The sequence below is a fragment of the Bacillus sp. B25(2016b) genome (assembly GCF_001679765.1).
In the GTDB taxonomy this organism is placed as follows: domain Bacteria; phylum Bacillota; class Bacilli; order Bacillales; family Bacillaceae_G; genus Bacillus_A; species Bacillus_A thuringiensis_K.
On record NZ_CP016285.1, the window covers coordinates 2,737,875 to 2,758,440 of the forward strand.

The following is a 20,566-nucleotide window of genomic DNA, read 5'->3' on the forward strand; positions in this document are numbered from 1 at the left end:
GGTACCACCCTAGTTGCAGACTAACTTTCCGTCTACCTCTCTTCACTGTTAACGATCAATTGACCGCTTTTTCCTCATAAAGACAAACTATCTTTATTACGAAAAAGATGCTCCAAGACTGTAATTCATGATTATCCCTGTACTGGTTCACACCAACCACCAGCTCTCTGTTACAGTAAGACTAACCACTACTGTGATCTCTTCATTGCACTTTGTTTATTCAAATGTTTTTTGAAATTGAATAAGTATGATTCGTATTATAGAACGCTTTTCAAAACACTGTCAACAACTTTTTATATATTTTTTAAAATTCCACTTTCGTCCTATAATTCTTCTTGTAAATCACCCATTACAATTCCTATGCGAATTATTTCATTTTCTAGTAAATGTAAAACATATTCCTCTACTTCATACTGAACTAATAATTCTTTTATTTGTATGATTTCTTTTTCAAATAAAACGGCTTCGTGACATGTTTGTAGTAAAATAAAAAACACATTTGCAAATATTTCTTTATGCGCTTTCATACTTTCTTTTTTATGAAGCATTTCAATCAATAACTGCTTCATTTCCTCACCTGTACATTTACCATGTACACTTGAAAATGCACGAGACATAATACATAATCCTTTTTCTAATATTTCATCCATGTATAAAATAATACGTAAAAGCATTACATATTCTCTTGCAGTTATCTCACCCATTTTTGGTCGTTCTCGCAAAAATACACTGAGCCAAGCTGTCCAAAATTTTTGTTGTTCTTTTACACTTAATGTTTTGACGTAATAGCATAAAAACTGCATAAACTTAATTTTATTTTCTTCATTTTCTAGTATGAGTAACGGGTATAACCAATCTGTTTTTTGCTCCCAATATAGTACACATTTAATAAATACAAAGCTAAGCCACTTCAAGAAAGCTTCTCTCGTATGCGGATGTAATACTTCCAAATGTTCTATCGCATACTTAATAAATCGCTTCATTTCTGTAAATAAAGGTAAATTTATTTGCGTGTAACATAAGCCGGCCCATGCATATTCCGTAATCTCATTTTGTTTTTTTAAATCTAAGTATGGTAACAAATATTTTCGGCACCATTGTTTTTCAATATGATATAAAAATGTAATATCTGCTATTAAACGGGCAAACATAAAGTTTGTTCGTTCCGAATTAACTCTTACTTGTTCTTCAAATAAAAATAAATATTCATATACATTACGATCGTATAAATGATCATATGATAACAACTTTAATAATACAGCCGTCATTTTTCCAACTGGATGCTGAATTGATTCATTATAAAAATCTTGTTTCCCAAGCTTAAAATCTGTATCACTCTTCATAACTTGAGGAAACACTGAAAAAGCAAATCGTTTTACAACACGTATACTATTCTCTTCTAACTCTTCTAGTCGATTACTAACTTCATATAGAAAACTACTAATTAACCAATGAAAAGCGGTATTTCTAACAAATTTCTGCAATAGCGGAATAATTTTTTGGATTTGCTCATTCGTCAATCCTCGATTATTTCGCCATTCTCTAATACAAACAAACCATACTTCATTACTTATTTCTTGCACTCCTACTAATCGGTATGCAAATGAAATACTCCACTCTGTGTTTAATTTACATGCTTTTGATAACATCTCTAAAAAATGGCGTTGTTCAAAAACACCATCTTGCGAAAATTGCTGAACTTGCTTCATAATTTCAACATCTTTCAGCTGCAATAATCCGTCAGCAGTTACATTGCAAGTAATGCTTTCTGCTGTATCTTCTTTCTTTTGTACACTGTATCGTTCAGAATGAAAATGAGGATGCTTTTGCTTCATTAACTCATACCCATTTGCCGTAGATGGGCTACTCGAATCACACTTGAATAATAAGTCTAATACGAGACATGCATCAAATACCCTCTCTTCTGTAAGATGCTTTATTACAGTTCGAGTGACTTCTTCTTTTGTTTTTTCTAAACAATGTGCATAATGCCTTTTTAAAAGTTGAAAAACTTCGTGTTTATAAGTGAAATCTAAAAGAAGTCCTTCATGTAACAACCATTTCATTTTGTCATCTACACGAACAAAAATATTTTTATTCATCGCATCAATTGCAATTCGCTTTTGAAGTACACTATTTGCTTCTATCATTTCTGTAATATAATAATCCGCTTTTTTCTCATTGTTTTCGCATAAATAAGTTAGACACTCTTTTACAATTCGTATTAAAAATGCAAGATCATTTTGATGAAACTCTTTCTCTACATTTTCCTTATTTCTTTTTTTCAGTGCCGTTTGTCTTAACGACAACATTCTCAATTTTTCTAATCCAATCATCATAATTGGAACAGCATAATAAGAGATATATGGCCTCATCTTTTCGTTCCAAATTTGCTCCACATGAGAAAATGTAGATACTGGTAAGCGACTCGATTCCTCGAGTTCTATTGATTCTTGCGTATCATTCCCCCATTTTCTTACACGTTTCAACTTCAGTTTTCCGTCTAAAATAAAAGTTAGTAACAATAAGGCAATTTCTTTATGCTCAGGAAAAGAACATTTTTGCAGTAACTTAGAAATCTTTTCTATAGAGCTACTATCTTTTTCAGCTGTTTCTAATAAAAGGAGTGTCCACCTTGCAAACAACAGCGGGTCCATCTTACTCTTCGTTTCGTTTAAGTAGTTACAAATTGTTCTCCATAATAACGGTGATATTTTAGAATAGTTTTTATAAATTAATTGAAATAATTCTTTCTGATGACTAAAAAGAAATTGTTCCACTAACCATTCTGCAAGTAATTCATCTACTTCATTATAGTTTGGCGTAAGCATAAACAAATTTTGTAATTTACCTTCTGCTTCTAACCATTCGACCCATTCATAATCATGAGCAAATTCCACAAAATAACGTACTGTTTCAATTTTTTTAATCGATTGCTTTATGTATGATAATTGTTCCTGTTCTACTGACGGGGGAACCGTTACAATATCCCGAATACGCATTCTTTTCGTAATATAATTATCACCCATTAATTCAGCCCAGCGTTTTACCGCTTTTACGAGGGATTGATGATTATTCACCTTATTCGGATACACAATTGGTCTTATCCCTAAATGTTCCCAATGGTACGTATTTTCTCCTTGTGCGACAAAAGCAAATCGTCTTGTACTTGGTGGTAAACCAGTTGCTAAATATTTCATAACTGGGTCATTATGACTATATCCAACGAATAAAACGGTGTAATTTGAGAATAGATCAACTAAAAATCTTCTTGCCCATCCTTCTGTTAAGTAAGCCCTTCCAAAATCACCGTCTGTTAAAATTAAAGCCTCTTTCTCCTGTTCTACATTACCATGTATATAAGCAAGACCTTTAAAAGCTCTCCCAGTCGGTAAAGCTGGAGCGTAATAAACATTGATATCTCTATTTATTTCCTTAATTGCTGTTGTAAAATGTTGATCAAAATTTGTTGTTACAATGCGGATATCTGTATCTAAAGGAAATAGCCTTGGAATTGCATAATGCAATGGATTCGGTTTTGATTTCTCTATATGAACAAGATCTCTTGCGACTTGATGTACATCTTTTGTTTTCGCAATTTTACCAAGATAATAATCATGTGGTTCTGTTATTTCGCGTTTTTCGACATATAACGTTTTTGCAATTTCATCAACTAAATCATCAAAATTCGGTAAGTTTGATTTCCCTTTCATAGAAACTCCCGCTCCAACAAATAACACTAACTTTCCTTGCTCAAGGTGATCAATTAACTCATCTGGAATTTCTACTTCTGAAGTAATCCACATCCTGGATTCCCCCTTACCTAAAAATGTCATACACTCTCATTTTACTATAACATTTTTTCAATGTTTTTATAATATTTAGACTAAATTCCGAACATGAAAAAGTTTTATATAAATAAATCCGTTACAATGTATGAACTCCAGAATTTATTGAAAAACTATGTATAAATCGGAGGTGTAAATTTTGAATGATTTCACAGTAGTGCTTATCAAGTTTATATCGTGCATTATCGCATTTAGCATTGGGCTTGCTTTATTTTTCCCTGCAACGTTTGTTCAAATTATTTCATTCAGTCTCTTTGTTACAATCGTATCCTACATGTTCGTTGATAAAATTATTTTAAATCGAATTGGCAATACTGGTGCCATTATGTCGGATTTCTTATTAACATATTTAAGCGTATGGATTTTCGGTAATATTTTATTAGACAACTATATGCAAATTGCATGGGGCAGTATCCTTTCTGCCATCGTCTTCACTTTATCTGAAGTAATCGTTCATCGCTTCTCTAACTCTCATACAAGGCACAACAATGATAACATTCGTATTAATCGCCGCTTTGCATATGGTACGGAGTTTGCTGAAGAACAAAATATATTGGATAAAGACAAGAAGAAGTAACATTTTAATGCAGGAGCACCCTTTTTAATTATGTGGTGCTCCTTTTTTGTATATTTTCATTATGGTACGTGAAATTATATAAACGATTATTTCAAAATATCGACTTACCGACAATATTTGACGCTTTTTTCTAATAAAAAAACTACCTCTTATTTAGAGGCAGCCACTTTCAAGTCTTTTAATGCAACAACATCCGCAAACGCTCCCAATACTGCGTTATGATGTTGCACAATATCTTCAGCACGTAACACTTCTGTATTAAATGTACTATGTGCATCACTCACTAACGTTACTTTATATCCTTCACTACATGCTCTGCGCGTTGTCGTATCTACACAATACTCTGATTGCATTCCCGAAAGAATAACGTGTTCAATTCCTTTCTCTTGTAACACTTCTCTTAAGTTTGTCTTATGGAATGAATCTGGCGTCGTCTTTTCAACAATATTATCTCCTTCTTGCGGAGCGATTGCCGCATGGATTCGCCACCCATCCGTACCTTTTTCTAACGGATGGTCTTTAGGACCGTTATGTTGGACATAAATAATTGGGATATCATTTGAACGACATTCCCCAATAAGCTCTTGCAATGTTTGTAAAAACTTTTCCCCATTATGTACTGGCATTCCAGCTGTATACATACCCACTTGCACATCAATTACGATTAACACTTTTTTCATTTCGCACAGCTCCCTTCGTTTATATAAGCCATTGCATATTCATTATAATTGTTTGTATTCCATCATCCAACAATCTTCTAATTTCCCCTCATGCAGCTCATGTTCCTTTAAAATCTTTACTTTTTTAAATCCGCATTTTTCATAACACTTTATCGCTCGTTCATTATTTACTTTCGGATCCATTGCGATTGCTTCTGCTCCCATTTCACCCATAATGTATGTAATTGCTGCCTGAACGAGTTTTTGTCCAATTCCTTTTCCCCAATAGGCTGGTTCACCGATAAATTGGTCCATTCCCCATACATTTTGTGATTCTTTATAGCCATATAACGCTTTCCACTCTGAATCAACTGGGTACATTTGCATGTAACCAATGGGAACGGTATCAAATTCTATTAAACATCTTTTTTCATTACCGTTTGGATTATGTATAAAATGATCAAGCACCTTTTCTACAGACTGCGGATTATCTCGTCCTTCGTAATACCGCAGGACTGCTGGGTCCGTTAACCATTTAGAAACGATAGATGCATCATCTTCCATTACGTATCTAATCAATAAACCTTCTTTTTGAAAAAGCATATTATACCTCTATTATTCCTTTATATTTTTTCTTGCTGTTACATCTTTCATTGCACCTACTAATGCATATGGTAGTAATGTAATCGCAAAAAATGCTGTAAATACGTTAAATTGCGGGATTGTATAGAGTGTAAACCATTCAGTGAAAAATTGAGAATTTAATATTCTATTAAAAAACTCTCCACCTGGCCTAAAGTTTGGTGCCCACCCAGTGATTTCACACAAAATAAAGTGAAACTTTAATCAGTGGGGGTTTTGTTCATCCCCCACTGATTATTAGTTGAACCAATCGGGCTTTTATGGGCAGTTGATCCCCCACCTAACTTCTTCGCTTTCGCTGAATTTTGAGGTGGGGTCTTACTGCCCGTTAATGCGGGATAAACAGTAACTGAACAATAAAAAATGCCCCTAGATAACGAAACCAAGTCCGTTTCCATATAGGTTGTGCATTTTTTAATATATCCCCCATCTTACCCCCTTCTTAAATATCCATCATATTGATTATACACTTCCCTCACTTTTTTTGTTAAAATTTTCTATATAATTAATACTGTTGGAGGAATACATTATGTCTAAACCTATACTTACATCCACTTTAATCATTCTTAGAGGAAACTCCGCAAGTGGTAAAACAACGATTGCAAAACAACTACAAGAACATTTTGGACAAGGGACACTTTTAGTATCACAGGATGTTGTACGTAGAGATATGCTTAGAGTACACGACACAATGGGTAATTTATCACATGATTTACTATTTGAAATTACGAAGTACGGAAAAGGAAAATGTAAATTTGTTATTTTAGAAGGTATTTTGAACAGTCATAGGTATGGTGAGATGTTAAAAGAATTAATTCGTTATTTTGATGAAAATGCATTTGCATATTACTTTGATTTATCATTAGAGGAAACTATTAGAAGACATAACACAAGGGACAAACGACATGAATTTGGTGAAGATTCCCTACAAAAATGGTATAATCCGCACGATACAATTGAGGTTACGAGAGAAACTATTTTTACAGATAACTTTACGCAAAAAGATATATTTGATGTGATTTTTAATGATATTAAGATATACAAATAAGACTGACATAATCAATCAGTCTTATTTACATTATGTACCTTGTATCTCGGTCTTCATTACAGGACAATCTTGACATAAATAAAAATAGATATTCATTTTCCCAAACTATTCTTCTCTACTTCTCAATAAACTTCTGTTCTACTTCCTTACCTCATTCTTAATAGTTTTTCTAAACATGAGACAATTTTTATGTTTTATTACAGGTTTATTAGTAAGCCATTTAAAAATCCTATTATACTTCTACTAAAAAAATAAAAGCCAGCCTCAATAAAGAGAACTGACTTCTATTTGGATCATTATAGTTACTATAAAATTTTCACTTTAACAGTTTGTCTTCCCCAATTCATAGCTTTACTTTTTGAACCCATTAATACATCAATACGATTACCTTTAATTGCACTTCCAGTATCACCAGCGATAGCTTCTCCATAACCTTCTACCCATACTTTAGATCCTAACGGGATTACTTTCGGGTCAACTGCGATAATTCTCATATTCGGATTTGCCGTTAAATCATGCCCCATCGCAGTTAAAACGCGTCCACCATATGTACCATTTTCACTTGGATCAGCAGTATACGCTGTCGCTACTACCGTTAATTCACGTTTAGCAGACTGTATGTTGTTTTTAGATGTTTCTTTCTCTCTCTCTTCTTCTTTAGCCTTTGCTATTTCTCTTGCTTTTTCTTCTTCTTTAGCTTTTGCTATTTCTCTTGCTCTCTCTTCTTCTTTAGCTTTTGCTATTTCTCTTGCTTTCTCTTCTTCTTTAGCTTTTGCTATTTCTTGCTCTCTCTCTTCTTCTTTAGCCTTTGCTATTTTTCTTGCTTTTTCTTCTTCTTTAGCTTTTGCTATTTCTCTTGCTTTCTCTTCTTCTTTAGCTTTTGCTATTTCTCTTGCTTTCTCTTCTTCTTTAGCTTTTGCTATTTCTTGTGCTTTTTCTTCTTCTTTAACTTTTGCCTCTTCTTTAGGCTTTGCTATTTCTTTCGCTTTTTCTTCTTCTTTAACTTTTACTTCTTCTTTAACTTTTACTTCTTCTTTAACTTTTACTTCTTCTTTAACTTTTACTTCTTCTTTAGGCTTTACTATTTCTTTAGGCTTTACTATTTCTTGCACTTTCGGTTCTTCTTTAACTTTTACTTCTTCTTTAGGTTTTACTATTTCTTGCGCTTTCGGTTCTTCCTTAACTTTTACTTTCTCTGATACTATTGCCTCTTCTTTAGGCTTTACTATTTCTGGTGCTTTCGTTGTTTCTTTCACTTTTGCTACTTTCTGCGTCTTTACTTCTTTCTTTTCTTTAACTGATTTTTGTACTTTCGCTACTTGCTTTGTTTTCTCTTCAGTTTTCTTTTCAGTTGGTGCTGTACTTGATAGGAAAGAAACGTTTGCATAAGCAGTTTTTCCTTTATACTCAAATTGCAGCCATCCGTCTTTTACTTGATGCGTTGATTCAATTACATCATCTTTTTTTAGTCTGCCAAGAATTTCTGAATCTGTGTTTGCTTCAGTACGTACATTTAACAAATCCGCCGTTACATGATACACATCTTTTGTAAACTCCGAACTAACAAACACTTCTTTACCGTTTAACTCAATTTTTGACCAGCCATCTTCGGTATTTATGACTTTTAACTCTTGCCCATTCTTTACTTTTTCGACCACTTTTGATTCTGTAGTCGGTTTTTCACGTACGTTAAGTACATCTGCTGTTACGATTGTTTCTGCGGTAGCAGTTGTGGTAAACGCCCCCAATCCAAAAACAGTTGCGGTTGCTGCGCCAATTACTTTTTTCATATTAGCCTCCATTATATTTTTTTGAATTTTATCAAATGCCTCCGTAAAATTGTATAATTTTACATAATATCAAAACATTTGCAACAATATATTAATATTGTTTAATATACTGTTATTAAAACTCCTTACTCCAATACTATCAAATTCTCATTTCTAATTCTATATATTATAGATCTCCTTATCTTTTATAAAAGCTCCATGCCCTTCTTCACACTAAATAGTTGTGGCAATTCCCGCCAAAAATAAACTTACGATTGCTAAAATTTGAGTAGCGACTATAGCCCCTCTTAAATGAAACTTATAATCTTTATATCCTTTCATACCTTCCGTACTAGGAATCACAACAAACCTTGGAGTAATCCAGCAAAAAATTAGCCAATCAATTATAAGTAAATCTACTAAATTGAAAATCATTAAAATACCAAAAGTGTGTAAATAGGCATCCATATACATTAATTTTTCATGCTTATGTAGTATATATGTAGAAACGAAGGGACTACCGAAAAGAATAGTATTATATACAATATTAAAATAAATGGTTTGCTTTCTTTCATGAATCGATTTTGGAAAAACTACTTTTTGAATATCTTTCGGATAATCAGTTAACGAAAGTCGAGGATTATAATATAAGGACCCTAAAATCATTACGGATAGTACAATAGACATGATGACACCAACGTACATCATTTGCTCAAATTGATTCATATGCTTCATTCACCCTTTTCTGTAATTACTATGATGGTCATTCACTTAATTACATATTGTATGTACGTATATAATCAAAAATTAACAACTAGCTTTAACACCAAAGCAAAATTGTTGCAATGCAAATGTAAATTTAATACAGTGGAAGCCTAATTGATACAGATAGGATTGGTGAAACCTATGAAAATTGAACATATTGCAATTTGGGTAAATGACTTAGAATGTATGCGTGATTTTTATATAAAATACTTTAACGGTAAAGCAAACTCGTTATACCATAATGAAATGAAACAATTTGAATCTTATTTTATCACGTTCGAATCTGGAGCAAGGCTTGAACTTATGCGTAAAAAAGGGGGTGAAAATAAGCCTAATTTAAACATAACTGGCTATGCTCATATGGCTTTTTCTGTCGGTAGTGAAGAACGAGTGAATGAACTGACAAAGGTGATAAAAGATGCTGGTTATCCTTTATTAAATGGACCACGTTTTACTGGAGATGGCTATTATGAAAGTGTAATAGGTGATCCAGAAGGCAATCAAATAGAAATTACGATTTAACTTACCCTTTTTTACCACCTCCATATTTTCCCGCGGATTAGGCGGTGCTGTTGCTGAGGTGCCAAATGGGGCAACTGCTTACTTTTACCGAAAAGCACTATCAAACATGTCAATATTCGCTACTTGGGAGCAACCAGAAGGTGCCGCTGGAAGTATTCGATGGGTTGAAGACTTCCGCTTAGCGATGCTTCCATTTACAAAAGGTGTCTACGTTAATACGCCTGACCTATCCATTAAAAATTGGCCAGATGCATACTTCAGTTGTAACTTTGACCGATTAATGAAAGTAAAAGCGAAATATGATCCGAAAAATGTTTTTATCTTTCCGAAAAGTATTCCGCTTTTTTTAAATATACACTCCACCTAATCTATCTAAATGCAAAACATCCATTTTTAAAAATGGATGTTTTGTAAAAAAGAAGTTTACATAATATAATTATCAATCACTTATACCGAATAACTATTCAATCATCGAAAGTAAAACGTTCTCAATCTCTTTTTTAGACAGCATACTATCATTTATATACACTTGATATGCATTTCTCCCTTCCCTTGCTGGCACAATTATTTTCATAGCCCTTACATTCGATTCTTTATACTCACCGAATGTAACGTCATAGCCATTTAATTTATATTTCTTTATATTTCCAGTAAAATTAGGTCCTCTTTCAGATGGTTTATCAAATGGTCTATCAATAAAGTAATCTTTATATTCTCCTTCAACAATTTCTAATTGATGAATTGTAAAACCTAATTCTGCCTCTGAAGTATGTGGCTGTTTTTTTACATTTTGTTTTTCATATCTCATCGTAATAAGTGGCATAGGTTTTCCTAGTGTTGCTTCAGCTTTTACCTCTTCAAATACTAATTGATGTCCAACTGGAATATATGTTGGATGCTTGATTGGAAAACCAGTTATTTGTTCAGCTTGTTCAAATGTATAGGTAAAATGTTGATCTATTCTTTCTTCATATGTATGTAATTGTTCCATTACCGCTCTTTCTCTCATTTCTTCATCAGCATTTAGACGATTTGTAGCTGTATATTGTCTCTCACCATTCTCTACGACACTTACTTTTTTATAAAAATAGTACGATTCCTGTAATAAAGTTACATACTTATCAAAATCCTTTTCTGTAAATATACTTTTAGCAATTTCTATACGTTCCATTACGCCATTATAACCATCCTCAGTCATTCCCATATCTTGTCTTGCTTTTTCTGGTGTCCCTACAATTTTATCCATTAATGTTGTACCTGCAAAAGTACCGGTCGGTATTAAAATTGCCGCAGCTACAAATCCAAGCAATAATTTTTTCTTCATAGAAATCTTCCTTTTCATTTTCGACAGTTGGTATTTATAAAAAGAGTTTTTCACTTGATTATCTAGATTTGGAGACGGGTCTAGACTCTCTGCTTTTCTTTTTAGTTCATTCGTTACATATCTCTCAAAATCCATTTACTTCTTCCTCCCTTTCGTTTGGCATTTGTTCCATTTCCATTCTTAATCGTTTTAGTGCTGTGTGTAGTCGAGATTTCACTGTACCAATAGGGATTTGAAGAAGTGTAGCAATTTCATCCAAGCTATATTCATGGAAGTAACGCATAATGACTACTTCACGATGTTTATAAGATAAATTTTGTACAACTTCTACTAATTCACTTCGTGTTTCTTTATGTAAAATAGCTTCATCCATTAAGTAAGGCCGATCTTGTTCATACATTTTCTTCTTTTCAAAGATTCGAAATCGTCGCCACGATTTACGACGCCAATCCTGTACTTCCTTGACAACTAGTCCATGTAACCAAAAACGAAATGAACGATTTATATCATAGTTTGTTATGGACTTCCACATATTGATGTACACTTCATTAACTATATCGTCTACATCTTGGTTTTGACTTCCTACTAAAAATACTACTGTTCTATAAATATCTTTACATGTATATTCATAAATAATTTGAAAGGCTTCTTGGTCCCCAGACCCCATTTTATATAGCCATTCTTTTAATTGTACTTCATCCAAAGCTCCGTTCCCCTCTCATAATCTTTCACACTATATTCGCTCGTTTTTCACAAAAGGTTCATTTTACATGAAAATTTATTTATTACAATAAAAATATAAGGTATATTTTTATGAAAAGGAGGAATTCAAGAATGAATACAGAGGATAAAATTTACGCTGAAAAAGTGTTAAAAAATCTCTTTATCGGATCACAAGTTGATGGATTACAATTTGGTATTTCTTCAGGCACTATAAAGATTCAGTTTACAAACTTTCACGACTCCGTTGATTATGACGGGCAATTATATATCAATATCGAATCAAAATGGTGTTTATTTCATAAACCTCAAAAAAGATACCCATTAAATGAAGATGAATTTGAAGATTATTCTGAGGAAGAAGAATATGAGAGAATATTTGAGATAAGAAGACAAAAAGTTACCGATATACAACTCGGCTTAGAAAGCCCTCATTTAATTATTAATTTAGAGAGCGGACAAATTATTTTTGTAAATGGTTTTCATGATTATTATGAATGTTGGCAAGCTGGTGTCCTATGTGAGCAATGGCTTGTAGTCGCTGCACCTGGGAATGAAATCGCCACTTGGACTCCTGATGAGTTCATCGATAAATAAACTGTTTTCACGAAGAAAAACCGAAAATATTTTATGAACTACATAACTATTTCTATTACACTTAAACGAATAGACATTTTACTTTAATAGAAATCATTTTATTAAATTTGAAAGGATGATAATGATGGCATGTGTCCATGATTTTGGAATAATTGACGAATTTAATTCTCAAAAAAGTTACAATGATTATACACCAGAGAAATATTATTGTATTTCTGTTGCTGATGATATTATCAGTAGCTTAAGTCGAAATTTATCAATTATGAAAACCTACTTTCATACAGTCAAAAATCAGGAATACGGTTTAGCTTATTACGGTATTACAATTATCCCGCCTGAATCATTAGCAATTTTCTATGAAACAGTTACATCTTCAAAGTTCTTCAAAAAATCTGATGAGCTGAATGAGTTAGCTTCAAAAATTGTACAAGCTGCAGCAGAACAGAAGTACATGATCCATTATGGGGTTTAAATGTAATTCAAAAAATGCTTAGGATTTCTCCGAAGCATTTTTTGTATGTTACTAATACATTTATTCCTTAACCATTTAGTCAATGCTTGAGCCTATGGTCCCTTCTTTTACAAGTGAGGGCGCCCCTATTAATCTAAATAAGCGTCTCATTTCCAATCTTCCAGCTAAACCATCTCCCATGCCCTTCTGTTTCTCCAACCGTTTCACGATATTCGTTTCCGTTAATATAATAATCAATATGAAGGTCACGATCCCACATGTTGTTATAAAGGTGGAATACATCACGTTTTGCGCCAATTTCTTGTATTTGTTTTTCTAACTTATGTTTTACTTGTTCTGGTATTTGATTTGCGACGTGTGTATGGAAAATACAAATAACAGCTTCTTCACTTATTTGTTCAATAATAGATGATAATAGCTCTACACCGTCTCCTTCTATTAATTGGACAGATTCATTTTTCACTAAAGATGCAGCTTGATCAAACATCTCAAGCCTTTCTTTATGTTCTGGCCAAATTAAAGCACGTAACCATAAATAATCTTCCTCATTATGTAAATCATTCACATGTAAGTCCAGTCCGATTCTTTCTACTACAGATGGGCTTTCTTTTAGAAAATGCGGCACATTCTCCCCTCTTATTTCAGAAGTTACATGCACATTTGAATTTATATTTCCGTACATTTCATCCGTCCCGTACGAATAACGATATTGGTCCCAGAACAGTTGCAACCCAGAACTTGTCCCAATTTCAATTAACGCTAACGGCTTCTTCACTTTGTTAAATATGTAGCAGAAACTTGGGTATAAGTATGCGCACCGTCTTACTTCATTTGTTTGAACGAGTTTCGTTTGTAACAAAGTAATGATTTCTTCTCGGTACTCTTTACAGAAATCTTTAAAATGATTAAAAGCTTTATCTAAATTTGTATCAGCATTTTCAACTAAACTACTATAATACGTTTTTAAATGATGTTCTTTCCCTGCTAGCAATAAATAATGTACTGCACCTAATAGTAAGTTTGGGACTGGTTGACCTACCTAAGCATAGGACGATAGTGTAAGTACTTCCTCATCTTCAGCAATTTTTATCGATAAATATTCATATAAATCACTTGACCCTTTACATTCCTTTATTGAAAAGTTTCGAAATAAGTTTGAAATTTGCTCTTTTGTACGCATTAAAATCCCTCCTTTTTATTTTTCAGAATAATCTTACCATTACAGAAAGAATAATCCCATAAAAAGGTACTCGATCTAGTCACTTAAGGATACGTAAGCTTTTTCGAGATAATTTCAAACTGTAATTTTTTTCTATTTACCACCTTAAAAGAGCTTGTTAAATAAGATTTTTAGCGAATAAAACGTTAAATAGTTTAAAATTATCAGATAACACTAGATATTTTAGTCTATTAATTATTATAATAGAGTATGAGATGGTTATATAATTGAGACAAAAAAGGTATACACCTAGGTGGCGCCTAGGCGGTGTTTCTCTTTTACGGCTTAGACATAGAAAACACCTACACTTTTTTGCCAATATAGGGGATGGAGAGATTATCATGAGCAACATGCAGCAAAAAACAGACGTTATCTTAATTGGTGCAGGAATTATGAGTGCAACGTTAGGCTCATTACTAAAAGAATTAGCACCAGAATGGGAAATTAAAGTTTTTGAAAAACTCGCAAGTGCCGGGGAAGAAAGCTCTAACGAATGGAATAATGCAGGTACAGGGCATTCTGCGCTATGCGAACTGAACTATACTTCCGAAAAAGCTGACGGATCTATAGATATTAGTAAGGCTGTAAAAGTGAATGAGCAATTCCAGCTTTCAAGACAATTTTGGGCATATCTTGTAAAGAGCAAATTAATTCGTAATCCACAAGATTTTATTATGCCACTACCTCATATGAGTTTAGTACAAGGGGAAAAAAATGTTGAATTTCTAAAAAACCGTTTTGAAGCGCTTTCAAAAAATCCACTGTTTCAAGGAATGGAATTTTCTGATGCTCCTGAAACATTAAAAAAATGGCTTCCACTCATTATGGAAGGCCGCACATCTAATGAACCGATGGCGGCAACGAAGATTGACTCTGGAACAGATGTTAACTTCGGTGCATTAACACGTATGTTGTTTGATTACTTAAAAACAAAAAATGTCGAGCTAAACTACAAGCATAGTGTCGAAAATATTAAGCGCACGAAAAATGGTTTGTGGGAAGTAAAAGTACACGATATGAATAGTGGTAAAATTGAGCATCATACTGCTAAATTCGTCTTTATTGGCGGCGGTGGCGGTAGTCTACCTCTACTTCAAAAGACTGGTATCCCTGAATCAAAGCATATCGGAGGATTCCCGGTAAGTGGACTATTTATGGTATGTAAAAACCAAAAAGTTGTAGAGCAGCATCATGCGAAAGTGTACGGTAAAGCTAAAGTTGGCGCTCCGCCAATGTCTGTACCTCATCTAGATACGAGATATATAGACAATAAAAAAGCTTTACTGTTTGGACCATTCGCAGGCTTCTCACCTAAATTCTTAAAAACTGGCTCAAATCTTGACTTAATCGGTTCTGTAAAACCGAATAACGTCTTAACGATGTTAGCCGCTGGTGTAAAAGAAATGGGACTTACAAAATACTTAATTCAGCAAGTTATGTTATCACATGAAAAACGTATGGAAGAATTACGCGAATTCATTCCGAACGCGAAAAGTGAAGATTGGGATATTGTAGTTGCTGGACAACGTGTACAAGTAATTAAAGATACTGATGCTGGCGGTAAAGGAACACTTCAATTTGGTACAGAAGTAGTAAGTGCAGCTGACGGCTCAATCGCCGCATTACTAGGCGCATCACCAGGTGCTTCTACTGCTGTTCACGTCATGCTTGAAGTATTAGAAAAATGTTTCCCAAGCCGCATGGTAGAATGGGAAGAAAAAATAAAAGAAATGATTCCTTCTTACGGCATTTCACTAACAGAAAATCCAAGATTGTTCCAAGATCTACACACTTCGACTGGTCGTACACTTGGATTAAATGAAAAAGAAACAGTTCATAACTAATGAAGAAATAAAAAAACGTCCGATATATTCGGACGTTTTTTCGTTACTAGAAATTATATTTATCAATATTCTCTTTCGTAAATACAACTCGCTCTGGCAATACGATAATTCCGTTTCCTTCCGCCTCATAATCATATCCTTGGATGGAGTTTGGCTCTACTTTCACTTTTCCAATTCCTTTTACTTCGAAGCTATCCCCTACTTTTAACTTCTTCCCTTTTACAACAATTTCATTTGCTACATACGTTGCGAGAGCACCTTGCTGTTTGACATCCCATAATCCGAATTGTTGTACTGTTCCTCGTTTTATATAATCACGCATAACGTTCGGTGTAGAAAATCCAGTTACCACTACTTTTTTATCCATTTTTAAGTTTTCAGCTGCTTGCGCCATGGCTGGGAGTGCTGTTGCATCTGGACAAATAACTGCGTTAATATCTGGATACGTTTTTAATATGTTCTCCCCTACGGATAAAGATTTTTGTGCATTATTTTCACCGTACTGCGTCGTTACAATTTCCCAGTTCGGATATTTCTTTTTAATAATTTCTTTCGCTTTCGTTACCCATTGGTTTTGATCTGTTACTGTTGGACTAGAATAAAAAAATGCTACTTTCCCTTTATCTCCAATTTGCTTGGAAGTCATTTCAATTAATAAGTTAGCAAGTTGGTCTGGTGTTCCTTGGCTTATATAAAAAGAACGATCTTTCGGATTCACATCAGAATCCCACGTTAAGACGGTCATTCCTTTTTTCTTAGCACGTTGCAGTGATTGCGATAGCCCATCCACTGACGTAGATGAAACCATAATCGCATCATAGTTTTGATTAATGAAATTGTTTATATATTTAACTTGCCCTGAAACACTCGCTTCAGACGGTCCATCATACTTCACTTGCACGCCTAGCTTATCTCCCATCTCCTTTGCTCCTTCACCACCCGATGTAAAGAAGCCAACTCCTGTTAATTTCGGAATAAATGCAAATTTCACATCATCCGCTTTTTTCTTATCTACCGTTTGACTGGAACAAGCTATTAAACCAATTAGGCAAATACATACGATCAATACAATCCCTAGTTTTCTCTTCATGACATTTCCCCCTTATGCAAACTCTGTCTTTTTCCCGCTAAAAATTGATGTAATTTGAAATGTCTCATAATAACTGAAAGAATAAGGATAATACCAATAACTACGTTAGATTGTTCATTTGTTAAACCCGTCATTTGCAAGCCATACTGCATGAGCCCAATGAAAATACTCGCCAGTACAGTACCGATAATGCTTCCTTTTCCGCCTGTAATAAGTGTACCGCCTAAGACGACTGCTGTAATGATTGGTAATATTGTTTCGCTTCCTATATCAGCACGTGCAGAACTGAAATATGCAGTTAAGAAAGCTCCTCCTAATCCACCTCCTAACCCAGAAAGTATGTAAGCAATGATTACTACTTTTCTCGTTTTAATCCCGGTGTATTTTGCTGTATTTTCATTCGCGCCTGTTAATTTTACGTGGCGCCCATATATCGTTCGGTGAAACAAAATCGTGCATACAATTGTTAATAAAATAAGTAGCCATAATAAATTGGGTATTCCTATAAAACTACCATTTGCTAGTTGTACATAAGTATCAGGTAAACCGCTTATCCCTTCATATCCAGAAGCACCTGCCCCTCCTGAAATGACGAGTGCAATTCCTCCGTATAAAAACATCGTTCCGAGTGTAACGACTAGTGGTTCTACATCTGTCAATTTTATAATGATTCCGTTTAAAGCTCCTGCTAAGCAACTGACTATAAGTGCCATTATTACTGCTAGTAAAATATGAATTCCATTCATCCAAAACACACCAATTAAAATCGAGGTTAGCCCCATAATTGATCCTACAGATACGTCAATTCCTCCTGTTACAATAACGAAAGTCATTGGAATTGCCGCGATTGCTATGAATAGAAAATCATTTGTACTAAAAAGGAGATTACTAATATTTAAGAAATTGCTGTTTATAAAACTAAAGAGAATGAATTCTATAAGAAGTAATATGATTAAAACACCTTCCCATCTGTAAAAATACTTCATAGATTCATTCTCCTTTCTGCTTTCCACTTCTTCATGACGCTATCTAATATGATAATAAGTAATAGTAAAAAACCTGAAATAGCATTATTCCAAAATGCTGGTATTTTTAAAAAGATAAGTGAACTGCTTATCACTTCTAAAAACAATGCTCCTAGTGCAGCTCCAAATATAGAACCTGTTCCTCCTTTTAGATGAATTCCTCCTAGCACAGCAGCTGCAATCACCTGTAGTTCTATTCCTGTACCAGTTTGATTTGGAACGAACCCGATATTCATAACAAATATGCAACCAGCGATTGCCGCACTTATGCCCGATACAATAAACGCATTTATCTTCACTTGATTAACAGGTATACCAATGAGTCTCGCACCATCTTCATTGTCACCTACCGCATAGAAGTATCTTCCGTAAGGTACCTTCCTTAAAAAGAAATATAGTAGTAATAAAACAATTAGAATACCCCATACAGTTATCGGCAGACCAAGTATGACGATAGATGAAAGTTTCTTAAAATTATTTGGAATATCTTCAATCCACTTCCCGCCTGTGAAGATTAACATTGCACCCCTAACAATTCCTAGCATCCCTAATGTCATAATAATGGCTGGTACCCGAAACTTTGCAACGCCAATCCCGTTTATGAAACCAATACTAGCACCAAGCATTACAGCAGCAAAAATTGACAAGAATGCATTATACCCGTTCGTTAACAACATCCCGCAAACTGCCGCGCTTAATCCCATAATTGAGCCAACTGATACGTCTATATTTTTCGTAAATAAAACGAACGATTGGCCAATTGCTAGAACGACTAAAATAACGCTTGATTTCATTATTAAAGATAACGAGTTAAACTGAACAAAACTAGGATTTATTATACCGACAATGGCTATATAAATTAGTAGTAACAGTATGATAGACGTTTCATGCATTTTTAACATGCGTTTCATTCCGTTACACCTCCGTATGCAAAGCGTGTAACTTCATTCACACTCAGTTGTTCTTTTTCCATATGAGAAACAAATCGCCCATTTCTCATTACATATACACGGTTTACTAATTGGACAATTTCTTCAACATCTGAAGAGATTAATAAAATTGCGAGTCCTTCCCTTTTCATTTTTTTTATCGTCTCATACACTTCAAGCCTTGCTTTCGCATCAATTCCGCGAGTCGGCTCATCAAGAATAATAATTTTAGGATTACATGCAAGATACTTCGCAAGCACGACCTTCTGCTGATTACCTCCTGATAAAGATGCCAATTCTTTATTCATATTCTGTACAACAATTCGGAACTGTTCTATAAACGAATTAACTAAAGCGCTTTCTTTTTCTTGATTTATAAAAAAGCGATTATTTTGATATAAACTTGCTGCTGCAATATTTTCTTTAACAGAAGCAATTGAGAAAATTCCATTCCTCGCCCTATCCTCTGGCACATAAACTAGTCCTTCGTCTAGCCTTTTATGGAAAGAACACGTATCAATTGATTTTCCACCCAATAAGATAGACCCTGATTTTATAGTTTTCAATCCAAATATCGCTTCTGCTAATTCCGTTCTGCCAGATCCTATAATGCCAGCAACACCTACAACCTCACCCGCATGTACAGTGAATGATATATTTTCGAATGCGTGACCATTTATATCAACCACTTCTAATATTTTTTTCGTCTTTGCTGTCTCTTGAACTACTTCTATTTTCTCTTTCTGTTTATATCCTTTTGGCAATAGTCCCTCCATCAGCATGTCATATGTATAGTCACATACATCACCTTGGCTTACAACCATTCCATCACGTAGTATTGCTACTTTGCTGGCAATTTCAAAGATTTCTGGAAATCGATGCGTAATATAAATCATCCCAATTCCTTTTTCTTGTAAACTTTTCATCAACACAAAAAGACTCTTAATTTCATGTGTTGTTAATGTCGATGTTGGCTCATCTAGAATAAGAATCTCAGCTTCTCTTATTAATCCTCTAACGATTTCTACTAACTGTTGTTGCGCAATCGATAATGTTCCTCCTAGTTTATTAAGGTCAATATCCCATCCTAAGCTGTTAATCAATTGCTGAATCTGTACTTTTAGTTTCTTTTTCTTTTCTTTTAACCCAATACATATATTTTCTTCAATGGTCATATGCGGAAAAATGAGCGGTTCTTGTGGTATTAAATAAATCCCTTCTTGGTGTGCTTCTTTTGGATTTGCAAACTGCTGTCTCTTTCCTTTCACATACATTTCTCCACTATCATACGAATATAACCCCATTAATATTTTCATTAATGTCGATTTCCCGGCGCCATTTCCACCAACTAAAGCGTATATATCACCATGCTCTACTTGTAAGTTCACTTCCTTTAGCACAAGTTGATTCGAAAACGCCTTACTCATTTTCTTCACTTGTAATAAGGGCACATTCTCCACATGATGTCACCTGCCTTTACCCAGAACATTTTTTGAGAAAATGATTATTTGTTCTA

At 34.0% G+C, this 20,566-nt stretch carries 18 protein-coding genes, 3 pseudogenes and 1 other annotated feature (1 of these 22 running past the window's edge); of the genes and pseudogenes, 7 read left to right on the forward strand and 14 right to left on the reverse strand.

The window, feature by feature from the left end; all coding sequences use genetic code 11:
* Positions 1-215 (reverse strand) — a binding site (T-box leader) (it extends 21 nt beyond the left edge of the window).
* Positions 216-323: 108 nt separating this feature from the next.
* On the reverse strand, positions 324-3,806 hold the full coding sequence (locus BAQ53_RS14015; RefSeq protein WP_208905506.1) for a DUF4020 domain-containing protein: 3,483 nt from the start codon (positions 3,804-3,806) through the stop codon (positions 324-326).
* 181 nt (positions 3,807-3,987) lie between these two features.
* On the opposite strand from BAQ53_RS14015, the gene BAQ53_RS14020 reads away from it, so the two are divergent.
* Positions 3,988-4,425 carry a YndM family protein gene (locus BAQ53_RS14020; RefSeq protein WP_000997702.1) on the forward strand — a complete coding sequence of 146 codons (438 nt, stop codon included), beginning with the start codon at positions 3,988-3,990 and terminating at the stop codon, positions 4,423-4,425.
* 149 nt (positions 4,426-4,574) lie between these two features.
* On the opposite strand, the gene BAQ53_RS14025 is transcribed toward BAQ53_RS14020, so the two are convergent.
* The 4 genes and pseudogenes from BAQ53_RS14025 to BAQ53_RS14040 all read right to left on the reverse strand — a co-directional run.
* Positions 4,575-5,105, reverse strand: a complete 531-nt coding sequence (locus tag BAQ53_RS14025; RefSeq protein WP_208905508.1) for a cysteine hydrolase family protein — start codon at positions 5,103-5,105, stop codon at positions 4,575-4,577.
* Between the two features lie 42 nt (positions 5,106-5,147).
* Entirely contained in the window at positions 5,148-5,687 is a 540-nt protein-coding gene (locus tag BAQ53_RS14030; protein ID WP_000898778.1) for a GNAT family N-acetyltransferase, read from the reverse strand.
* A 12-nt stretch (positions 5,688-5,699) separates the two neighbouring features.
* Positions 5,700-5,918 (reverse strand): annotated as a pseudogene (locus BAQ53_RS14035) (YfzA family protein); the annotation flags it as partial.
* A 154-nt stretch (positions 5,919-6,072) separates the two neighbouring features.
* Positions 6,073-6,156, reverse strand: a pseudogene (locus tag BAQ53_RS14040) (YfzA family protein); the annotation flags it as partial.
* Positions 6,157-6,255: 99 nt separating this feature from the next.
* On the opposite strand from BAQ53_RS14040, the gene BAQ53_RS14045 reads away from it, so the two are divergent.
* A complete protein-coding gene (locus tag BAQ53_RS14045; RefSeq protein ID WP_000042588.1) occupies positions 6,256-6,774 on the forward strand; it encodes a kinase in 519 nt (172 codons plus the stop codon).
* A 305-nt stretch (positions 6,775-7,079) separates the two neighbouring features.
* On the opposite strand, the gene entB is transcribed toward BAQ53_RS14045, so the two are convergent.
* On the reverse strand, positions 7,080-8,564 hold the full coding sequence (gene entB / locus BAQ53_RS14050) for a cell wall-binding protein EntB (protein WP_208905514.1): 1,485 nt from the start codon (positions 8,562-8,564) through the stop codon (positions 7,080-7,082).
* Positions 8,565-8,777: 213 nt separating this feature from the next.
* Positions 8,778-9,269: a hypothetical protein gene (locus BAQ53_RS14055; protein ID WP_001071245.1), complete on the reverse strand. Its 492-nt coding sequence runs from the start codon at positions 9,267-9,269 to the stop codon at positions 8,778-8,780.
* 180 nt (positions 9,270-9,449) lie between these two features.
* Here BAQ53_RS14055 and BAQ53_RS14060 point away from each other — a divergent pair, with 180 nt between their 5' ends.
* Both BAQ53_RS14060 and BAQ53_RS14065 read left to right on the forward strand, forming a co-directional pair.
* Positions 9,450-9,830, forward strand: coding sequence for a VOC family protein (locus BAQ53_RS14060; RefSeq protein WP_065228990.1), 381 nt, complete (start codon positions 9,450-9,452; stop codon positions 9,828-9,830).
* Between the two features lie 58 nt (positions 9,831-9,888).
* The gene (locus BAQ53_RS14065) at positions 9,889-10,197 is read left to right on the forward strand and encodes a BBE domain-containing protein (RefSeq protein WP_002164073.1); all 309 of its coding nucleotides are present in this window, start codon (positions 9,889-9,891) and stop codon (positions 10,195-10,197) included.
* Positions 10,198-10,290: 93 nt separating this feature from the next.
* On the opposite strand, the gene BAQ53_RS14070 is transcribed toward BAQ53_RS14065, so the two are convergent.
* Both BAQ53_RS14070 and BAQ53_RS14075 read right to left on the reverse strand, forming a co-directional pair.
* Entirely contained in the window at positions 10,291-11,289 is a 999-nt protein-coding gene (locus BAQ53_RS14070; protein ID WP_000345240.1) for a hypothetical protein, read from the reverse strand.
* Entirely contained in the window at positions 11,279-11,857 is a 579-nt protein-coding gene (locus BAQ53_RS14075; protein ID WP_000344753.1) for a sigma-70 family RNA polymerase sigma factor, read from the reverse strand. The genes BAQ53_RS14070 and BAQ53_RS14075 overlap by 11 nt, the downstream gene beginning before the upstream one ends.
* A 131-nt stretch (positions 11,858-11,988) precedes the next feature.
* On the opposite strand from BAQ53_RS14075, the gene BAQ53_RS14080 reads away from it, so the two are divergent.
* Together BAQ53_RS14080 and BAQ53_RS14085 are read left to right on the forward strand one after the other, a co-directional pair.
* Positions 11,989-12,471: a hypothetical protein gene (locus tag BAQ53_RS14080; RefSeq protein ID WP_001090923.1), complete on the forward strand. Its 483-nt coding sequence runs from the start codon at positions 11,989-11,991 to the stop codon at positions 12,469-12,471.
* A 124-nt stretch (positions 12,472-12,595) separates the two neighbouring features.
* A complete protein-coding gene (locus BAQ53_RS14085; protein ID WP_000752494.1) occupies positions 12,596-12,943 on the forward strand; it encodes a hypothetical protein in 348 nt (115 codons plus the stop codon).
* 133 nt (positions 12,944-13,076) lie between these two features.
* Here BAQ53_RS14085 and BAQ53_RS14090 read toward each other — a convergent pair.
* Positions 13,077-14,123: pseudogene (locus BAQ53_RS14090) on the reverse strand (DUF2332 domain-containing protein).
* Positions 14,124-14,503: 380 nt separating this feature from the next.
* On the opposite strand from BAQ53_RS14090, the gene BAQ53_RS14095 reads away from it, so the two are divergent.
* Positions 14,504-16,006 (forward strand): malate:quinone oxidoreductase, encoded by a 1,503-nt coding sequence (locus BAQ53_RS14095; RefSeq protein ID WP_000069138.1) that lies wholly within the window; start codon positions 14,504-14,506, stop codon positions 16,004-16,006.
* A gap of 46 nt (positions 16,007-16,052) precedes the next feature.
* On the opposite strand, the gene lsrB is transcribed toward BAQ53_RS14095, so the two are convergent.
* The 4 genes from lsrB to BAQ53_RS14115 are packed head-to-tail and all read right to left on the reverse strand — an operon-like array spanning position 16,053 to position 20,510.
* Positions 16,053-17,096, reverse strand: a complete 1,044-nt coding sequence (gene lsrB, locus BAQ53_RS14100) for an autoinducer 2 ABC transporter substrate-binding protein LsrB (protein ID WP_000823666.1) — start codon at positions 17,094-17,096, stop codon at positions 16,053-16,055.
* Positions 17,093-18,082, reverse strand: a complete 990-nt coding sequence (locus BAQ53_RS14105; RefSeq protein WP_000873529.1) for an ABC transporter permease — start codon at positions 18,080-18,082, stop codon at positions 17,093-17,095. The genes lsrB and BAQ53_RS14105 overlap by 4 nt, the downstream gene beginning before the upstream one ends.
* Entirely contained in the window at positions 18,079-19,032 is a 954-nt protein-coding gene (locus BAQ53_RS14110) for an ABC transporter permease subunit (protein ID WP_046945991.1), read from the reverse strand. Before BAQ53_RS14110 ends, BAQ53_RS14105 begins: the two co-directional genes overlap by 4 nt.
* Positions 19,029-20,510, reverse strand: a complete 1,482-nt coding sequence (locus BAQ53_RS14115; protein ID WP_208905516.1) for a sugar ABC transporter ATP-binding protein — start codon at positions 20,508-20,510, stop codon at positions 19,029-19,031. The genes BAQ53_RS14110 and BAQ53_RS14115 overlap by 4 nt, the downstream gene beginning before the upstream one ends.
* Positions 20,511-20,566 lie beyond the last annotated feature (56 nt).